Origin of the sequence: Bradyrhizobium huanghuaihaiense (assembly GCF_007830635.1) — a bacterium.
GTDB lineage: Bacteria > Pseudomonadota > Alphaproteobacteria > Rhizobiales > Xanthobacteraceae > Bradyrhizobium > Bradyrhizobium huanghuaihaiense.
The window spans coordinates 118875-134694 of the sequence record NZ_VLLA01000005.1; the positions used below are offsets into that span (position 1 = coordinate 118875).

Consider the following 15820-nt stretch of genomic DNA (forward strand, 5'->3'; position numbering starts at 1 on the left):
AAGCCGCGAGAACCCTTGAATAAGTCCAGATCAAAACGATTCTAAACTGAAGTTTGAAACGGTTCTAAAGTTAGATTGGACTCATTCTAAAGCGCGCGCGAAAAATACCGCGAAATCAGCGGTGGCGCTCACAGCATCAATCGCTGCTCGGCGGCTTCATCAGCGAGAACAATTCGTCGACGGTCTTCTGCGCGACGGCGCGCACACGATCGGTGCTGTCCATGCCGGTGATGTTGACGCCATTGACCACGGCCTTGATCTCGTCGCGGAAGTCCGTGAGGAAGCGCAAGGGATCGCGCTGCTCGTTGGCAACGCGCGCAATCAATCCCGTGATCAGAATCTGGCACGCGATCAGCTTGCCGTTCAGTTCGTCCATCCTGCGCTCCCCTTGTGGCGGCGCCGATATGGACGATGCCGATTCTCCTGACAACCGAAACGCGGCCGGCGCAATTTAGAACCGTTCTCGCAAAGCGCGCATCCCCACGGCCTGACCAAGATGCTTCGCCAGTCCCGCCGCGCGCGCAACATCCTCCGCGAGCATTGCCCTGATTTTTACTCGCTGATCGCTCGCGGCAGGAAAATGCAGCACTGCACACCGGCGCGCCAGTGCGTTGCCTAGGCGGTGCAAAGCTTTCCAATTGTTTAGATTTCTCACCCGATAGTGCTGTTTACACTGGAACTTGGCGTGTATTATACAAACGCCCTGGAACCCTACGATTGCCCCAAAATTCGTAACCTAGGGCACAAGAGCCGACACGAGCCGACATGAAAAAAACACGGCCGATCCTCTGGATTCTGATCCTCGCGGCCGTGGCCTCCGCGGGTTACTATGGTTGGCAGAAATACGGCTCGCCGGACGCCGGAAAATCCCAGACAGCACAGAAAGGTCCGCCGCGCGCGCCCGCCATTCCCGTGAGCGTGGCGCCGGTCCAGAAGGTCGATTTCCCGGTCTATCTGACCGGTCTCGGCACGGTTCAAGGCTTCAACACCGTCCAGGTCCGCACCCGGGTGGACGGCCAGATCGACAAGATCGCCTTCACCGAAGGCCAGATCGCCAAGGAAGGCGACCTGCTGGCCTCGATCGACCCCCGCCCCTATCAAGCCACACTCGACCAGGCCAAGGCCAAGAAGGCACAGGACGAGGCTAGCCTGGCCAATGCCAACCTTGAGCTCCAGCGCGCCATGAAGCTCGGCGAATTCGCCACCGCACAGCGGGTCGATACCCAGCGCTCCACCGTCGCCCAGCTCACCGCCCAGATCGCCGCCGACGAGGCCGCAATCGCCAACGCCCAGACCCAGCTGGACTACACCCAGGTCAAGGCGCCGATCACCGGCGTCGCCGGCCTGCGCCAGGTCGACGTCGGCAACATCGTGAACGCCTCGACACAGACCGGCATCGTCACGATCACGCAGGTCGAGCCGATCTCGGTGATCTTCACCGCGCCGGAAGACCAGCTTCCCTACATCAGCGAAGGCCAAAAGGCCGGCGCGCTCAAGGTGATCGCTTTCACCACCGACGGCAAGAAGACGCTGGCCGAGGGCAAGCTCGCGGTCATCAACAACCAGGTCGACACCACCAGCGGGACTATTCGGCTCAAGGCGGTGTTCGACAACAAGGACCACACGCTGTGGCCCGGACAGTCGGTCTCGACCCGCCTTCTGGTGCGGACGCTGAAGGATGCGACCGTGGTTCCGGATGACGCGGTCCAGCATTCCACCAACGGCCTCTACGCATACACCGTCAATCAGGACAACAAGGCCGAAGTGCACAAGATCAAGGTCAGCTACGCCATCGACGGCCGTTCGGTCGTCGACGAAGGGCTCACGCCCGGACAGCAGGTGATCACCGGCGGTCAATTCAAGGTGCAGCCCGGAAGCCTCGTCTCGACGGCGGTGGCAAGTTCGGATCCGGCGCAGAACAAGGTACGACGGGAATGACCGAGGGCGGGATTTCGGCACCTTTCATCCGTTATCCCATCGGCACCTCGTTGCTGATGGCCGGCATCCTCTTCGTCGGTCTCGTCGCCTATCCCCTGCTGCCGGTCGCGCCGCTGCCGCAGGTGGACTTCCCGACCATCCAGATCACCGCCAATCTGCCGGGCGGCAGCCCCGAGACGATGGCCTCGTCGGTGGCCCAGCCGCTGGAGCGCCAGTTCGCCCAGATCCCCGGCATCGCCCAGATGACCTCGACGAGTTATCTCGGCACCGCGTCGATCACGATCCAGTTCGACCTCAACCGCAGCATCGACGGCGCCGCCAACGATGTGCAGGGCGCCATCAACGCCGCCAGCGGCCAGCTGCCGAAGAACCTGCCCTCGCCGCCGACCTACCGCAAGGTCAACCCGGCCGACGCCCCGATCCTGCTGCTGTCGGCGACCTCGGAGACACTGCCTCTGACCAGCGTCAGCGACGCGGTCGACGCCCAGCTCGCCCAGCAGATCAGCCAGCTCTCGGGCGTGGCGCAGGTCTTCATCGGCGGCCAGCAGAAGCCGTCCATCCGCATCCAGGTCGACCCGGCGAAGCTCGTCGCCAAGGGCCTGTCGATGGAGGACGTGCGCAGCCAGATCGCAATCACCACCGTCGACAGCCCCAAGGGCAATATCGACGGCGAGAAACGCGCCTACACCATCTATGCCAACGACCAGCTGACCCAGTCCAAGGACTGGAACGACGTCATCATCGCCTACCGTAACGGCGGCCCCTTGCGCATCCGCGACATCGGCCAGGCGGTCAGCGGCGCCGAAGACGCCAAGCAGGCGGCCTGGGCCAACGGCAAGCGCGGCGTATTCCTGGTGATCTTCAAGCAGCCGGGCGCCAACGTCATCGAGACGGTCGACAGGATCAAGGCGACCCTGCCCCGCCTCGTGGCGGCGATCCCGCCCGCGATCAAGATCGAGCTCATCAGCGACCGCACCACCACCATCCGCGCCGCAGTCGAGGACGTTCAGTTCACCCTGCTGCTGACCATCGCCCTCGTGGTCATGGTCATCTTCATCTTCCTGCGCAGCTTCTGGGCCACCGTCATCCCCACCGTCACGGTTCCACTGGCGCTGTTGGGTGCGTGCGCCTTGATGTGGGTCGTCGGCTATTCGCTCGACAATCTGTCGCTGATGGCGCTCACGATCGCGGTCGGCTTCGTCGTCGACGACGCCATCGTGATGCTCGAGAACATCACGCGCTACATCGAGGAAGGCGAATCGCCGATGGCGGCGGCCTTCCGCGGTTCCAAGGAGATCGGCTTCACCATCGTGTCGATCAGCATCTCGCTGGTCGCCGTGCTGATCCCGCTGCTGCTGATGGGCGGCATCATCGGCCGCCTGTTCCGCGAATTCGCGGTCGTGCTGGCGATGACCATTTTCGTCTCGATGTTCGTGTCGCTGACCCTGACGCCGATGATGGCCTCGCGTTTCCTGCGCGCCCATGGCGAGGTGCAGCACGGCCGCTTCTATCAATGGAGCGAGCGCGCCTTCGATTCGATGCTGCGCGGCTACGAATACGTGCTCGATCATGCCCTCGCCTGGCGGCGCACCACGCTCGCGATCTTCTTCGCCACGCTCGGCCTGTCGATTTACCTGTTCGTCCTGATCCCGAAGGGCTTCTTCCCGCAGCAGGACGTCGGCCTGATCACCGCGACCTCGGAAGCCTCGCAGGACATCTCGTTCGCCGAGATGCAGCGCCGCCAGGTCGAGCTCGGCAAGATCGTGATGGAAGACCCGGACGTCGCCACGATCGCGATGAACATCGGCGGCAGCGGCCGCGCCGGCAACAACGGCAACATGTTCATCACGCTGAAGCCGCGCAACCAGCGCGAGGCCTCGGCGCAGCAGATCATCGCGCGGCTGCGTCCCAAGCTCGAGAAGGTGTCGGGCGCCCGCCTCTACATGCAGGCGGCCCAGGACGTCCGCCTCGGCGGCCGGCCGACGCGCACGCAGTTCGAGTTCACCCTGCAGGACGCCGATCTTGCCGAGCTCAACGACTGGGCGCCGAAGATCCTCGCCAAGATGCAGACGCTGCCGGAGCTGCGCGACGTCGCCACCGACCAGCAGACGCAGGGCACCACGGTCCAGCTCAAGATCAACCGCGATACCGCATCGCGCTACGGCATCCAGCCGCAGCTGATCGACGACACGCTGTACGACGCGTTCGGACAGCGGCAGGTGACTCAGTATTTCACCCAGCTCAACACCTACAAGGTGATCCTGGAGATCCTGCCGGAGCTGCAGGGCAATCTCGACAGCCTGAACAAGCTCTATCTGAAATCGCCGCTGACCGGCGACCAGGTCCCGCTGTCGACCTTCGCGACCTGGTCCACCGATCCGGTCCGCCCGCTCTCGATCAGCCACCAGGGCCAGTTCCCGGCGATCACGATCAGCTTCAATCTCGCGCAAGGCACCGCACTCGGTCAGGCCACGGAAGCCGTGCAGCGGGCGATGGCCGAGCTAGGCGCACCGCCGACGCTGAATTCGAGCTTCCAGGGCACCGCGCAGGCGTTCCAGCAATCGCTTGGCACCGTGCCTTTGCTGATCCTCGCGGCGCTGGTCGTGGTCTATCTGATCCTCGGCATTCTCTACGAGAGCTACATCCATCCGATCACGATTCTGTCGACCCTGCCCTCGGCCGGCGTCGGCGCGCTCGCGATCCTGATGGCGGCCGGCTTCGACTTCAGCCTGATCGCGCTGATCGGCATCATCCTGTTGATCGGCATCGTGAAGAAGAACGGCATCATGATGGTCGACTTCGCGATTGCCGCCGAACGCGACGAGCACAAGACGCCGGCGGAATCGATCCGCCAGGCCGCGCTGCTGCGCTTCCGCCCGATCATGATGACGACGATGGCGGCCCTGCTCGGCGGCGTGCCCCTGATGCTCGGCCACGGCACCGGCGCCGAGATCCGCCAGCCGCTCGGCTACGCCATGGTCGGCGGCCTGATCGTCAGCCAGGCGCTGACGCTGTTCACCACCCCGGTGGTCTATCTCTATCTCGATGAGCTCAACAACTGGTTCTCGGGCTGGGGCCGTTCGGGCGACGGCGAAGGCCACGAGACGCACGAGCACGGCAGCGTCAAGCAAGCCGCCGAGTAGCTTGCGCCGCGGCTCCCGCGACGCTACAGCGAGACCCCCGGTTCACGCCAACGCGGTTTCGCCATGCCCATGCAATCCAGACTTGTCGCCCTCGCCGCGGCCCTCCTGTTGTCGACGGGCGCCGCGCATGCCCAGCAGAGTGCCAAGAAGAACGCAGCGCCCGCCCCGGCCGCGCAACCCGCGCCTGCGCCGACGCAGCCCCAGGCTGAAGGTGGTCCCGGACAGTCCGGCTGGATCGTCCGCTGCACCAGTGCCAGCCGCGACGCGCCGCTCGAATGCGCGATGGAGCAGAACGCGGTGCTGACCAAGACCGGCCAGACCGTCATCCTGATCAACATCCGCATCGCTCCCGACACCCGCACGCCGATCGCGCTGCTGCAATTGCCGCTCGGCCTCAACTTGCCGGTCGGCGCCAAGCTCCAGGTCGACGAGGGCAAGACGGTCGACCTGCAGATCCAGACCTGCGAGAACCGCGGCTGCTACGCCTCGACACCGATCGCGGCCGACCTGCTCACAGCCTTGCGGTCGGGCAAGCAGTTGAAGGTCTCTTTCCAGAACATGGCCAAGGAGACGATCGCCATCCCGATGCCGCTCGGCGATTTCGCTTCGGCCTACGACAAGATCAAGTAAGGCGGCACACTGTCATCGCCCGCGAAGGCGGGCGATCCAGTATTCCAGAGACGGCGGTGATTGAACCGAGAGGCCGCGGCGTACTGGATGCCCCGCCTTCGCGGGGCATGACACCGGTTTCTCCTATTGCCGCGCCATCTGCGCGTTGCCGACGGCATCGCCGTCGAGCTTCTGGTCGTCGTGCATTGTAACGGTGACGCGGAGCAGCCGCCCTTCGAACTCGAACGGGGCCTCGTAATGCGAGACCGGGCTGCCGCGGTCGCGGCCGATGTCGAGGCCGGACCACGAGATCAGCGTGTGGAAGCCGAGCTGGGTCTGGAGCGAACCCACCGGCTCGTCATCGATCAGCAGCGTGTATGCGGTGACGCCGGTCCGCGAGCCCTTGGCCGGCGGCTCCCTGCGCACGAGACGTTCGACGTGCACGCCAAGCCGGCGCGCGCCTGACGGCACCTTGCGGTCCGAACGCACGATCTGGTGGCTGCCGCCGATATTGAGGTCGTGCACGAGGTGGCCATCCCTGACGTAGAGGCTGTAGCCCGAGGTCGCATCGCCGTGCGAGATCAGCACGCCGTTGGCACCCCGCTCCTCGATCTCGACATGGGCCTCGATCGTGTAGCTGCGGCTGCGCACATCGGGAGCGACGTCGGTCGGCACGTGACCCATGCCGGCGTGGAAGACGAAATGATGGCGCGCGCCGTGGAAGCGCGCGGCGTTCTCGGCAAAGCGCGGGCCGAAGCGGTCGTCGAGCGGCAGCACCTTGTGCTTCTCGGCCTCCGCCCACCACGTCGCAATCATCGCGGCGAGACGCTCCGGCTCCTTCGCACCGAGGTCATTGGTCTCGGAGAAGTCTTCATCGAGATGGAACAGCTCCCATTTGTCGTTCTCGAACGGCGTCCCCGACGGATGGAAGGAAACCGCCTTCCATCCGGCCTGCCAAAGGCCGCGATGGCCGAACATCTCGAAATATTGCGGCGAGCTCTTCGACGGCGCGGACGCATCATTGATCGAGCGCGCAAAGCTCTCGCCTTCCAGCGACATCTGCGGACAGCCGGCGATCTCGCTGGGCGCCTCGATGCCGATCAGCTCCAGCAGCGTCGGCGTGAGATCGCAGGCATGCACGAACTGGTGGCGCAGCTCGCCCTTGCCTGCGATGCGCTTGGGCCAGTTGATGACGAAGGGATCGCGGATGCCGCCGCCATGGGTGTTCTGCTTGTAGCGCCGCAGCGGCGTGTTCGACGCCATCGCCCAGCCATGCGGGAAGTTGCTGTGCGTGTCGGGCCCGCCGATGTCGTCGATGCGGGCGAGCTTTTCGGCGATCGGCTCCGGCTTGAAGTTGAACGGCCCCATCGCATTGACGAAGCCGAGCGGCCCGCCCTCCTGGCTCGCGCCATTGTCGGACATCACGATGATCACGGTGTTGTCGCGGATGCCTGATGTCTCCAGGAACGCCACGAGCCGGGCGAGATGCCGGTCGGAATGGTCGAGCATGCCGGCGAACGCCGCCTGCAGGCGCGTGAAGACGCGGCGCTCGTCGGCCGAATGCTCCTCCCACGCCTTGACGCCGTCATTGCGCGCCGGCATCCGCGTCTCCGGCGGCACCAGCCCCATCGCCTTCTGGCGCGCAAGACGCTGCTCGCGCTCGACGTCCCAGCCGTGCGCGAAGGCGGCGTCGTAGCTCCTGATGATATCGGCCGGCGCCTGATGCGGCGCGTGACAGGCGCCGAGCGCAACCCAAGTAAGCCAGGGAATCTCCGGCCGGTCGGCATGGTGATCGCCGATGAAGCGGATAGCCTGGTCGATCAGGTCCTCGGTCAGATGATAGCCGTCGGCGTAGGTGCCGGGCGGGTCAATATGCGTGTTGTCGGAGACGAGCTCGGGCGCGTACTGGTCGGTCTCGGCATCGAGGAAGCCGTAGAAGCGATCGAAGCCGCGGCCCAAAGGCCAGCCGTCGAACGGGCCGGTGGCGCCACTCTCGGTCAGCGGCGTGACGTGCCATTTGCCGACCATGTAGTTGCGGTAGCCGTGCACGCGCAGCATCTCGGCGAGCGTCCCCGCCTCGCGCGCGATCTTGCCGCGATAGCCGGGATAGCCTGAATCGAAATTGGCGAGGCACCCGACGCCGACCGAATGGTGGTTGCGCCCCGTGAGCAGCGCGGCGCGCGTGGTCGAGCACATCGCCGTGGTGTGGAAGCCGGAATAGCGCAGGCCTTCCGCGGCGAGCCTGTCGATGGTCGGCGTCCTGATGGCCGAGCCGTAGCAGCCGAAATCGGAGAAGCCGACGTCGTCGAACAGCACCACCAGGATGTTCGGTGCGCCCTCGGGCGGCTTCACGGCCTCCGGCCACCAGGGTTTCGAGTCCGCAACCGTCTTGCCGACGGTGCCGCGGAACGGCGTGCCGCTGCCTGCGCTCATCTCCCCCTCCCTGTTTTAGCCGGCGATGAGCCGCGGTTGACCCGCGGCTCGCCTCGACCTAAATTATAATCAGAATTATGATTATGATTTAAGGCGGATGCAAGCGCGGATGCGGACATCGCTGAAAGAGCCCGGGCCTCGCGACTTCGACCTGCCCGGCGTCGCCCCGTCGCGGCAGAAGCGCAGCCGCGAGACGACGCTGGCGCTGCTGCGCGCCGGCGCCGACATGCTGCGCACACGCAGCCTTGCCGAGCTCTCGATCGAGACGCTCTGTGCGGAAGTCGGCGCCACCGTCGGCGCCTTCTACAGCCGCTTCGAGAGCAAGGAGGCCTATTTCAAAGCACTGATGGCGCTGGCCGCGCGCGACGGCGAGCAGCGGCTGGGTGAGATCAAGAGGCCGTCACCGGAAGCGAGCCTCGACCAGCTCTGCCACATGATCGTCAGCGGCATCGTGGCCTGGATGCGCAATCATGAAGGTGTGCTGCGTGCTGCGCTCCAGCACGACGACACCCATCCCGACAAATGGACGCCGTTCAAGGCGCTCGCGAAGGCGACGACCGCGCGTGCCACCCCTCTCCTGCTCCCGGCCATGGGCAAGGGCCGCAAAGCCGCAAAAACCCGCAGCATTGCCTTCGGCTTCCAGGTCGTGCTGGGCACGCTGGTGAACGCGATCCTCAACGATCCCGGACCGCTGACGTTGCGGTCGAAGGAGATGGAGACGCGGCTTGCCGGCTGCCTGTCGCTGCTGCTCCAGGCGGAGGTCGGTCAGTCCACGCCGAGATAGGCCTTCTGAACCTGCGGGTCCTGCGCGAGCGCCGCCGCGGTCCCCGAGAGCACGCTCTTGCCGACCTGGAGCACGGTGGCGAAGTCCGAGACTTCCAGCGCGAGCTCAATTGACTGCTCGGCGAGCAGAATCGTCAGGCCCTCGCGGTGCAGGCGGCCGAAGGTCTCATACATCGACTCGACCACGGCCGGCGCGAGGCCGAGCGACGGCTCGTCCAGCATCAGCAGCTTCGGATCGCTCATCAGCGCGCGGCCGACCGCGAGCATCTGCCGCTCGCCGCCGGACATGGTGCCGGCGCGCTGGTTGCGGCGCTCCTTCAGGCGCGGGAAGACCTCGTAGACGCGCTCCAGCAGCGTCGCCTGTCGCGATTTGTCGTGCAGCGGGGTCGCACCTAACATCAGGTTGTTCTCGACGCTTTGCTGCACGAACAGCCGCCAGCCTTCCGGCGACAGCGCGAGGCCCTTGCGCACGATCGCAAAGGCCTTCTGTCCCGCGATCTCCTCGCCGCGAAAGCTGATCGATCCGGAATGCACGGGAATGAGGCCGGCGATCGCGTTCAGCGTCGTGGTCTTGCCACCGCCATTGGAGCCGAGCAGCGCGACGACGCTGCCGTCCGGCACCTCCAGCGACACGTCGGAGACACCGATGAGGTCGCCATAGCGCACCTCGAGATGCTCGATCCTGAGAAGCGCTCCGCTCATAGGTCCGGCCCGCCCATCAGCTCGACCGGCGTATGGCCAGCGGCGGCCTTCGCGGCGCGCGTTCCGAGATAGGCCGCGATCACGGCGGGGTTCGACGTGACCTCGCGTGGGCTTCCGCGCGCGATCTCCTTGCCCTGGTGAAACACCATCACGCGGCTTGCGAGCGACATGATCACTTCCATGATGTGCTCGACGATGACGAGCGTGATGCCGGAGCGGTGGATGTCGCGGACGAGGTCAATGGCGAGCCTCACCTCATGCGCGTTGAGGCCGGCCATGGCCTCGTCGAGCAGCAGCACCTTCGGCTCGGTCGCAAGCGCCCGGGCGATCTCCAGCCGCTTGCGGCCGGGCGTGCCGAGCGAGCGCGCCGGCGCCTCCGCAAGGCGGCTCATGCCGACGCGTTCTAGCACCGCACGCGCCTTGGTCTCCGCCTCCTTGCGATGCGAGGTGCGCAGGAAAGCGCCGATCATGACGTTCTCGAGCACCGTCATGCCCTCGAACGTCTGCGGCACCTGGAAGGTGCGGGCGAGCCCGAGGCCGGCACGTTGCTCCGGGGGGAAGTCGGTGATGTCGCTCCCCTCGAACAGCACGCGGCCGAAGGTGGTCTTGAGGTCGCCGGTGAGGCAGTTGAAGAAGGTGGATTTTCCCGCGCCGTTCGGGCCGATCAAGCCTAGGATGTCGCCCTGCTCCAGCGTCACGGAGGCGTCGTCCACGGCCTTGAAGCTGCCGAACGCTTTTGTGATGCCGCGCGCTTCAAGGAGCATGGCTCGCTCCCGTGTCGGTCTTGGGCTTGCCGCGCCGGGTGAGCAGGCTGAGCAGGCCGCCGGGCTGGAAGCGCGCGATCAGCACGATGATGGCGCCATACACCACGAAGGTGAGGCCGGCGCCCTTGCCGCCGAGCCAGCTGTTGGAGATTTCCTCCAGCGGCACCAGGATCGCAGCGCCCACCAGCGGCCCGAACAGCAGCCCTGCCCCGCCGAGCGCGGCCATGATCAGGATTTTCACCGAGATCAGGATGCCGAGCCCGGACTCGGGATCGACGAAGCCGAACATCATCGCATAGAGCGCGCCGGCGACGCTGGTCAGCGCCGCGCTCAGCATGTAGGCGTAGAGCTTCGTGCGGCTGGCGGGCGCGCCGAGCGAGCGCGCGGCGCGCTCGGAATCCTTGATCGCGCGCAGGTAAAATCCCATGCGGCTGTTGGTCATCCACCAGGTGATCGCAAGCGTGATCGCGAGGATGATGAGGAAGAGATAGTAGTAGGGCAGCGCCGAGAGGAACGAGAGATCGAAGATGTTGCGCGGCACGGTCGGACCGGAGAGACCGACGGCCGCGCCGAGCCATTCGGTGTTGGTCACGATCAGCCGCATCGTTTCGGCCACCGCGATGGTCGCCATGCTGAAATAGTGGCCGGACAGCCGCAGCGTCGGCACGCCGACGATCGCGGCGAGCCCGACCGCCAGCACGATGCCGCCGGGAATGCCGAACAGCGGCGACAGGCCGAACTTGGCGTAAGCGCCCATCGCGGCATAGGCGCCGCAGCCGAAGAACACCACATGCCCCACCGACACCTGCCCGGCATAGCCGCCGACGATGTTCCAGGCCGAGGCCGCAATCGCATAGAGCAGCACCAGCGCGCCGAGGCGCTGCTGGAACGGCGAGGACAGCAGCAGCGGATAGGCGATCGCAAAGGCTGCGACGACCGAGGGCCAGATCCAGCGCCGCATCACATCTTTCCCATCAGGCCCTGTGGCCGGAACCAGAGGAAGAACAGGAACAGGACATAGACGACGATGTCCTTGTAGATCGCGCCGATCAGATAGCCGGACAGCGACTCGATGACGCCGATCAGAAGTCCTGCGACGAGAGCGCCGGGCACGCTGCCGAAGCCGCCGAGCGACACCGTGACGAAGGCGACGATGCCGAGGGTCTCGCCGACGGTCGGCACGATGTAGAAGAAGTTCGCGATCAGGGCGCCGGCCAGCCCCGTGGCGCCGGCCGCGATCGCCCAGGCGATCGCCTGCATGGTGTCGGGCCGGATGCCCATGAGCTGGGCCGCGGTCTGATCCTCCGCCACCGCCAGCATCTTCGAGCCGAGCGAGGTGCGCGTCAGCAAGAGATGCAGCCCGAGCGTCACCAGGAGCGCGACGACGCCCGCGAGCAGCCGCGAGGCCTCGATGCGCAGGCCGGCAAAGGCGTAGGTGCCGCCTACGATGTTCGGCGGCATCGACAGGAAGTTGGCGCCGAACCACCAGAACACCGAATAGCGCAGCAGCAGCGCGAGGCCGAAGGTACCCAGGATCTGCGCCAGCATCGGTCCTTTCATGATGCCGCGGATCAGGCCGAAATAGACCACGATGCCGAGCGTGGCGAGCACCAGCGTCGCCAGCGGGGCGCCGAGAAGCGGCCCTCCTCCCATCAGGGTGTAGACGACATAGGCGACGTACATGCCGAGCATGACGAAGTCGCCGTGCGCGAAATTGACGATGTTCATCATGCCCCACACCAGCGTGAGGCCCGAGGAGAACAGGGCGTAGACGGCGCCAAGCAGAAGGCCGCCGACGATCACCTGCACGAGAACAAAGGACATGAGCTGCGCTGCTCTACCAAGCCTTGTGAAAAAGGCGGGACTTAAGGTCCCGCCCTCGCATGATCACCAGCCCTTGTAGGGCAGCATCGGCGCCTTCGCGGCATTGGCCTTCGGCCACACCGAGACGTAGTTCTCGCCGTCCTGAAGCTGGATGATGGCGCCTGAGGCCAGGGTGTTCTGGCCCTTGTCGTCGAACTTCACGCCCTTGTAGCCGATCATGAGCTGCTCGGGCTTGAGGTCCGTCGCCTTCAGCGCGGCCTGAATCTTGGCGGGCTCGGTCGAGCCGGCGCGATCGATCGCATCGGCCAGCACGAAGAAGCCCTGCATTTGGCGAGCGACCGTGTCATCCATCTCCTCGCCGCTCTTCTTCTTGTACATGTCGGCGATGATGGCGGACGGCGAGCCGGCCGGACCCACGACCCAGGACGAGCGGTTGAAGACGCCTTGCGAGATCTTGCCGACCGCCTTGGTGAAGGACGGATCGGAGTAGCCGGCGTCATCGGCCAGCAGCACGGCCGGCTTGTAGTCGAGCGACTGCATGGTCTTGGCGAACAGGATCGCGTCCGACGTGTAGCTGATCATAATGACGACGTCGGGCTTCTTGTCCTTGAGCTGGAGCACCTGCCCCTGCAGGTCCGTCGCGTTGACGGGATAGGCGACGTCGAGCGCGATCGGCAGGCCCTTCTCCTTGAAGGCGCCGGAAATCGTGTTCGCTACCGAGGTGCCATATTCGGTGTTGTCGTGGACCACCGCGACGCTGTCTGTCTTGGCGCCCTGCGACTTGAGGTCGGCGAGGAAGTCGACATAGATCTTGGCGAAGTCGGTGGCGATCGGGGTGGTGCGGAAGAACCATTTGAAGCCGCGCTCGGTCAGGTTGGCGGCGACCGACTCGGAGTTCAGGAATGGAACGCCGTACTTCTCGGCGATGGCGCTCGAGGTCAGCGTCACGCCGGACTGATAGGAGCCGAACACGGCCGCGACCTTCTCTTCCGTGATCAGGCGCAGCGCCTGGTTCTGGCCTGTTGCGGGGTTGCCCTGGTTGTCGGCGATGATCACCTCGACCTTGGCGCCGCCGAGGCCGGCAAGGCCGGCGTTCTTCGCCAACGGGAAATTGCCAAGTTCAGGATGAGCGTTGTTGATGATGTCGGTTGCGACATCCAGCGCCGCCTTGGCATGCGCGCCGATCGAGGCGGTGCCGCCGGACATCGGCATGATCACGCCGATCTTGACGACCTTGTCCTGCGCCTGCGCACCAGCCGTGAGCGCAAGCGACATCGCGGCCGCGCAAAGCAGCCCCGTGACTCGCTTCAATGTCATGAAATCAGACCTCCCAAAGGGTTTCCCCAACCAAGATTTTTTGGAGAGCCTGGGCGAAACGCCCGCCTCCGTTTGATTATGCCTGGCCGCGGGAGGATGGCATGCCGACCGGCGACCGGCAAGGTGAAACGGACTGCGACGATGATGCATGGGGGAAGAACGTGTAGCCCGGGTGAGCGAAGCGACACCCGGGACAACAGCGGCCGCATCCCCGGATGTCGCTTCGCTCATCCGGGCTACGGGTCTTCCCGCTCCACTTCGCTCAACTAATTACGTCACTCGCCCGCAGCAGCGTCGTGAAGCCGCCATAGATCATGCGTTTGCGGTCGAACGGCATGTCGCCGTGCTTGAGCCGCGGGTCCGCCATCACCTTCTTGTTGACGGCGTCGCGCGTCTCCCGATCGCGATAGACGATCCAGGAGAACACCACGACCTCCTCCTCCTTCGCCATCACCGCGCGCGGAAACGATGTCAGCTCGCCATAGGGAACGTCGTCTCCGATGCATTCGACATAGTCGAGCGCGCCGTGCTCCATCCAGATCGCACAGGCCGTTCGCGCCAGAGCCTTATAGGCCTCGATCTTGTCCTTCGGCACGGCGAGCACGAAACCATCGACATAGGGCATCACAGATCTCCTTGGGTTGTGTGTCCCAAGGACGACGGGGCATGCGGCGGCCCGACGTCGAAGACGCCATTTCCACTGAGGCAAACCGTCGCGAGCGACGGCGACACGCCGGTTTCCAAAATGGTACGGCGCCGGGGCCGACAAAATCAGGATCGGGGAAAACCGCCCGGAATTGGCTGGGGAACCTGGACCCTACACGAATGGGTCTGGAACACTGGAAATACCACAAAAACGGGCCTATATCAATCCCTGCGTTGGGGGCGACCCGTTGGGGGCACCGTTAGGGGCAGGCCAAGTGAACGTTATTCTGAGAGCGGAAAAAGGTGGCGGCGATCGGCGTTACCTGACCCAACCCCGGGGCGAAGGGACGACTTGGTACGCGGTCGCTGAGGTCCCTAGGACGCTACGGCGGGCCATTGGCAAGAAACGGCTTCTGAAGTCGCTGGAGACAACCGACCTCCGGGTGGCCCGCATTGCCCGCTGGAATGCCGTTGCGGATTTAAAGTCCGAGATCGCCAAACACCGGACGCCCGGCCCCGAAGATCAGGACCCGTTGCTCTTGGAGGCCATGGCTTTCCGGGAAGAATTTGTCCGAGCGGATGCCGCGCGGCGCAATGACCTCATGTATCAGATCACGGACCGGGCCGAAGAGATCGATCTTGCTGCGGGTGGTACCCGTGACGAGTACGAACCTTTTTCAGAACCCCGGGCGGCCACCAAGCCGGCTACCGAATTCGTTCAGCTAGCATCCGCAAAGGTCACTCCCGCCGACCTATACATTGAACGGTGGCTCGCGGCCTCGACCTATAGCGAGCGCACCAAGGCCGACGCCCGCACGGCGCTAGCGCAGTTCAAGGATTGGTGCACGAAGGCCAGCCAGGGCTTCTTCATCGAGACCACGACCGATCGGGTTGCCGCCGATTTCCGTGATGAGGCCTTCGTCAAGGCTGGCGTGCACTTCAAGACGGCCAACAAGAAGCTATCCGCCTTGCGGCAATACTGGACGTGGCTAGAGAAGAGCTTCGGCGTGAAGTCGAACCCGTGGATGCGCAAGTCGCTCCCCAAGGCCAAGGCACATAGGATTGCCCCGGACGGCCCGATGGGGCCTGAGCGGCCGTTCACGGATGATGAGGTTCGCATCCTTCTTGCGGGTCCGGCAGACACCGACATGGCCAACACCATGAGGATTTCGGCCCTTTCGGGAATGCGCCTCGATGAGATCGGACAGCTCCGCGTGGGTGATTGCCGCAACGACACGTTCAGCGTCACTCGCAGCAAATCTGCGGCCGGAGTTCGCACCATTCCGATTCATTCGGCGCTGCGGCCGATGATCGCGAAACTCGTGGGCAAACGCGATGCGGCGGCCTATCTGTTTCCCGACTTTCAGGACACCGGCTGGGATGGCAACCGCACCATGGCCCTCTCCAAGCGGTTTACGTACTACCGCAAGAAGCTTGGCGTGCATGACAAGAGACCGGGTGCACGACGTTCCAAGGTCAACTTTCATAGCTTTAGGCGCTGGTTTGCGACGAAGGCTGAGGATGCCGGACACCGCGAGAATGTGGTCGCGGATATCATGGGCCACGAGAGCGCTGTTGGAATAACCTTCGGCCTCTACTCAAATGCTCAGCTAAAGAGACTGAAGCTTGCCTGCGTGGAATCGGTGAAGCTGCCGTGAGCGG

The 15820-nt window shown here is 64.8% G+C and carries 13 protein-coding genes; 5 read left to right on the forward strand and 8 right to left on the reverse strand.

The genetic code is table 11. From position 1 onward, the window contains the following. Nucleotides 1-136: 136 nt before the first annotated feature. On the reverse strand, nt 137-376 hold the full coding sequence (locus tag IQ16_RS13295; RefSeq protein WP_018645698.1) for a hypothetical protein: 240 nt from the start codon (nt 374-376) through the stop codon (nt 137-139). Between the two features lie 389 nt (nt 377-765). Between IQ16_RS13295 and IQ16_RS13300 the strand changes: the two genes are divergently transcribed. From IQ16_RS13300 to IQ16_RS13310, 3 genes are all read left to right on the forward strand, one after another. After that, nucleotides 766-1938, forward strand: coding sequence for an efflux RND transporter periplasmic adaptor subunit (locus IQ16_RS13300; RefSeq protein ID WP_145831503.1), 1173 nt, complete (start codon nt 766-768; stop codon nt 1936-1938). After that, complete coding sequence (locus IQ16_RS13305) at nt 1935-5081, forward strand: multidrug efflux RND transporter permease subunit (RefSeq protein WP_018645696.1); 3147 nt, start codon at nt 1935-1937, stop codon at nt 5079-5081. Before IQ16_RS13300 ends, IQ16_RS13305 begins: the two co-directional genes overlap by 4 nt. Before the next feature lie 63 nt (nt 5082-5144). Next, entirely contained in the window at nt 5145-5711 is a 567-nt protein-coding gene (locus IQ16_RS13310) for an invasion associated locus B family protein (protein WP_018645695.1), read from the forward strand. A 123-nt stretch (nt 5712-5834) separates the two neighbouring features. Here the strand turns inward: IQ16_RS13310 and IQ16_RS13320 are convergent, their stop codons facing one another. Then, a complete protein-coding gene (locus IQ16_RS13320) occupies nt 5835-8123 on the reverse strand; it encodes an arylsulfatase (RefSeq protein WP_018645694.1) in 2289 nt (762 codons plus the stop codon). 109 nt (nt 8124-8232) lie between these two features. On the opposite strand from IQ16_RS13320, the gene IQ16_RS13325 reads away from it, so the two are divergent. Continuing rightward, on the forward strand, nt 8233-8907 hold the full coding sequence (locus IQ16_RS13325) for a TetR/AcrR family transcriptional regulator (RefSeq protein WP_018645693.1): 675 nt from the start codon (nt 8233-8235) through the stop codon (nt 8905-8907). On the opposite strand, the gene IQ16_RS13330 is transcribed toward IQ16_RS13325, so the two are convergent. From IQ16_RS13330 to IQ16_RS13355, 6 genes are all read right to left on the reverse strand, one after another. After that, nucleotides 8889-9608: an ABC transporter ATP-binding protein gene (locus tag IQ16_RS13330; RefSeq protein ID WP_018645692.1), complete on the reverse strand. Its 720-nt coding sequence runs from the start codon at nt 9606-9608 to the stop codon at nt 8889-8891. The two genes, IQ16_RS13325 and IQ16_RS13330, sit on opposite strands and share 19 nt — an antisense overlap. Then, nucleotides 9605-10372 carry an ABC transporter ATP-binding protein gene (locus tag IQ16_RS13335; protein WP_018645691.1) on the reverse strand — a complete coding sequence of 256 codons (768 nt, stop codon included), beginning with the start codon at nt 10370-10372 and terminating at the stop codon, nt 9605-9607. Before IQ16_RS13335 ends, IQ16_RS13330 begins: the two co-directional genes overlap by 4 nt. Beyond that, entirely contained in the window at nt 10362-11333 is a 972-nt protein-coding gene (locus IQ16_RS13340) for a branched-chain amino acid ABC transporter permease (RefSeq protein WP_018645690.1), read from the reverse strand. Before IQ16_RS13340 ends, IQ16_RS13335 begins: the two co-directional genes overlap by 11 nt. Then, nucleotides 11333-12196, reverse strand: coding sequence for a branched-chain amino acid ABC transporter permease (locus tag IQ16_RS13345; protein WP_018645689.1), 864 nt, complete (start codon nt 12194-12196; stop codon nt 11333-11335). Before IQ16_RS13345 ends, IQ16_RS13340 begins: the two co-directional genes overlap by 1 nt. A 63-nt stretch (nt 12197-12259) precedes the next feature. Further along, complete coding sequence (locus IQ16_RS13350) at nt 12260-13513, reverse strand: ABC transporter substrate-binding protein (protein WP_018645688.1); 1254 nt, start codon at nt 13511-13513, stop codon at nt 12260-12262. Nucleotides 13514-13775: 262 nt separating this feature from the next. Continuing rightward, a complete protein-coding gene (locus IQ16_RS13355; RefSeq protein WP_026312418.1) occupies nt 13776-14138 on the reverse strand; it encodes a DUF1428 domain-containing protein in 363 nt (120 codons plus the stop codon). Between the two features lie 295 nt (nt 14139-14433). On the opposite strand from IQ16_RS13355, the gene IQ16_RS13360 reads away from it, so the two are divergent. Further along, nucleotides 14434-15816, forward strand: a complete 1383-nt coding sequence (locus IQ16_RS13360) for a tyrosine-type recombinase/integrase (RefSeq protein WP_145831505.1) — start codon at nt 14434-14436, stop codon at nt 15814-15816. Nucleotides 15817-15820: the final 4 nt, after the last annotated feature.

Excerpts from the sequence above, each read along its gene's own strand:
- IQ16_RS13295 (WP_018645698.1), bottom strand. The coding sequence starts at position 376 with ATGGACGAACTGAACGGCAAGCTGATCGCGTGCCAGATTCTGATCACG.
- IQ16_RS13300 (WP_145831503.1), top strand. The coding sequence starts at position 766 with ATGAAAAAAACACGGCCGATCCTCTGGATTCTGATCCTCGCGGCCGTG.
- IQ16_RS13305 (WP_018645696.1), top strand. The coding sequence starts at position 1,935 with ATGACCGAGGGCGGGATTTCGGCACCTTTCATCCGTTATCCCATCGGC.
- IQ16_RS13310 (WP_018645695.1), top strand. The coding sequence starts at position 5,145 with ATGCCCATGCAATCCAGACTTGTCGCCCTCGCCGCGGCCCTCCTGTTG.
- IQ16_RS13320 (WP_018645694.1), bottom strand. The coding sequence starts at position 8,123 with ATGAGCGCAGGCAGCGGCACGCCGTTCCGCGGCACCGTCGGCAAGACG.
- IQ16_RS13325 (WP_018645693.1), top strand. The coding sequence starts at position 8,233 with ATGCGGACATCGCTGAAAGAGCCCGGGCCTCGCGACTTCGACCTGCCC.
- IQ16_RS13330 (WP_018645692.1), bottom strand. The coding sequence starts at position 9,608 with ATGAGCGGAGCGCTTCTCAGGATCGAGCATCTCGAGGTGCGCTATGGC.
- IQ16_RS13335 (WP_018645691.1), bottom strand. The coding sequence starts at position 10,372 with ATGCTCCTTGAAGCGCGCGGCATCACAAAAGCGTTCGGCAGCTTCAAG.
- IQ16_RS13340 (WP_018645690.1), bottom strand. The coding sequence starts at position 11,333 with ATGCGGCGCTGGATCTGGCCCTCGGTCGTCGCAGCCTTTGCGATCGCC.
- IQ16_RS13345 (WP_018645689.1), bottom strand. The coding sequence starts at position 12,196 with ATGTCCTTTGTTCTCGTGCAGGTGATCGTCGGCGGCCTTCTGCTTGGC.
- IQ16_RS13350 (WP_018645688.1), bottom strand. The coding sequence starts at position 13,513 with ATGACATTGAAGCGAGTCACGGGGCTGCTTTGCGCGGCCGCGATGTCG.
- IQ16_RS13355 (WP_026312418.1), bottom strand. The coding sequence starts at position 14,138 with ATGCCCTATGTCGATGGTTTCGTGCTCGCCGTGCCGAAGGACAAGATC.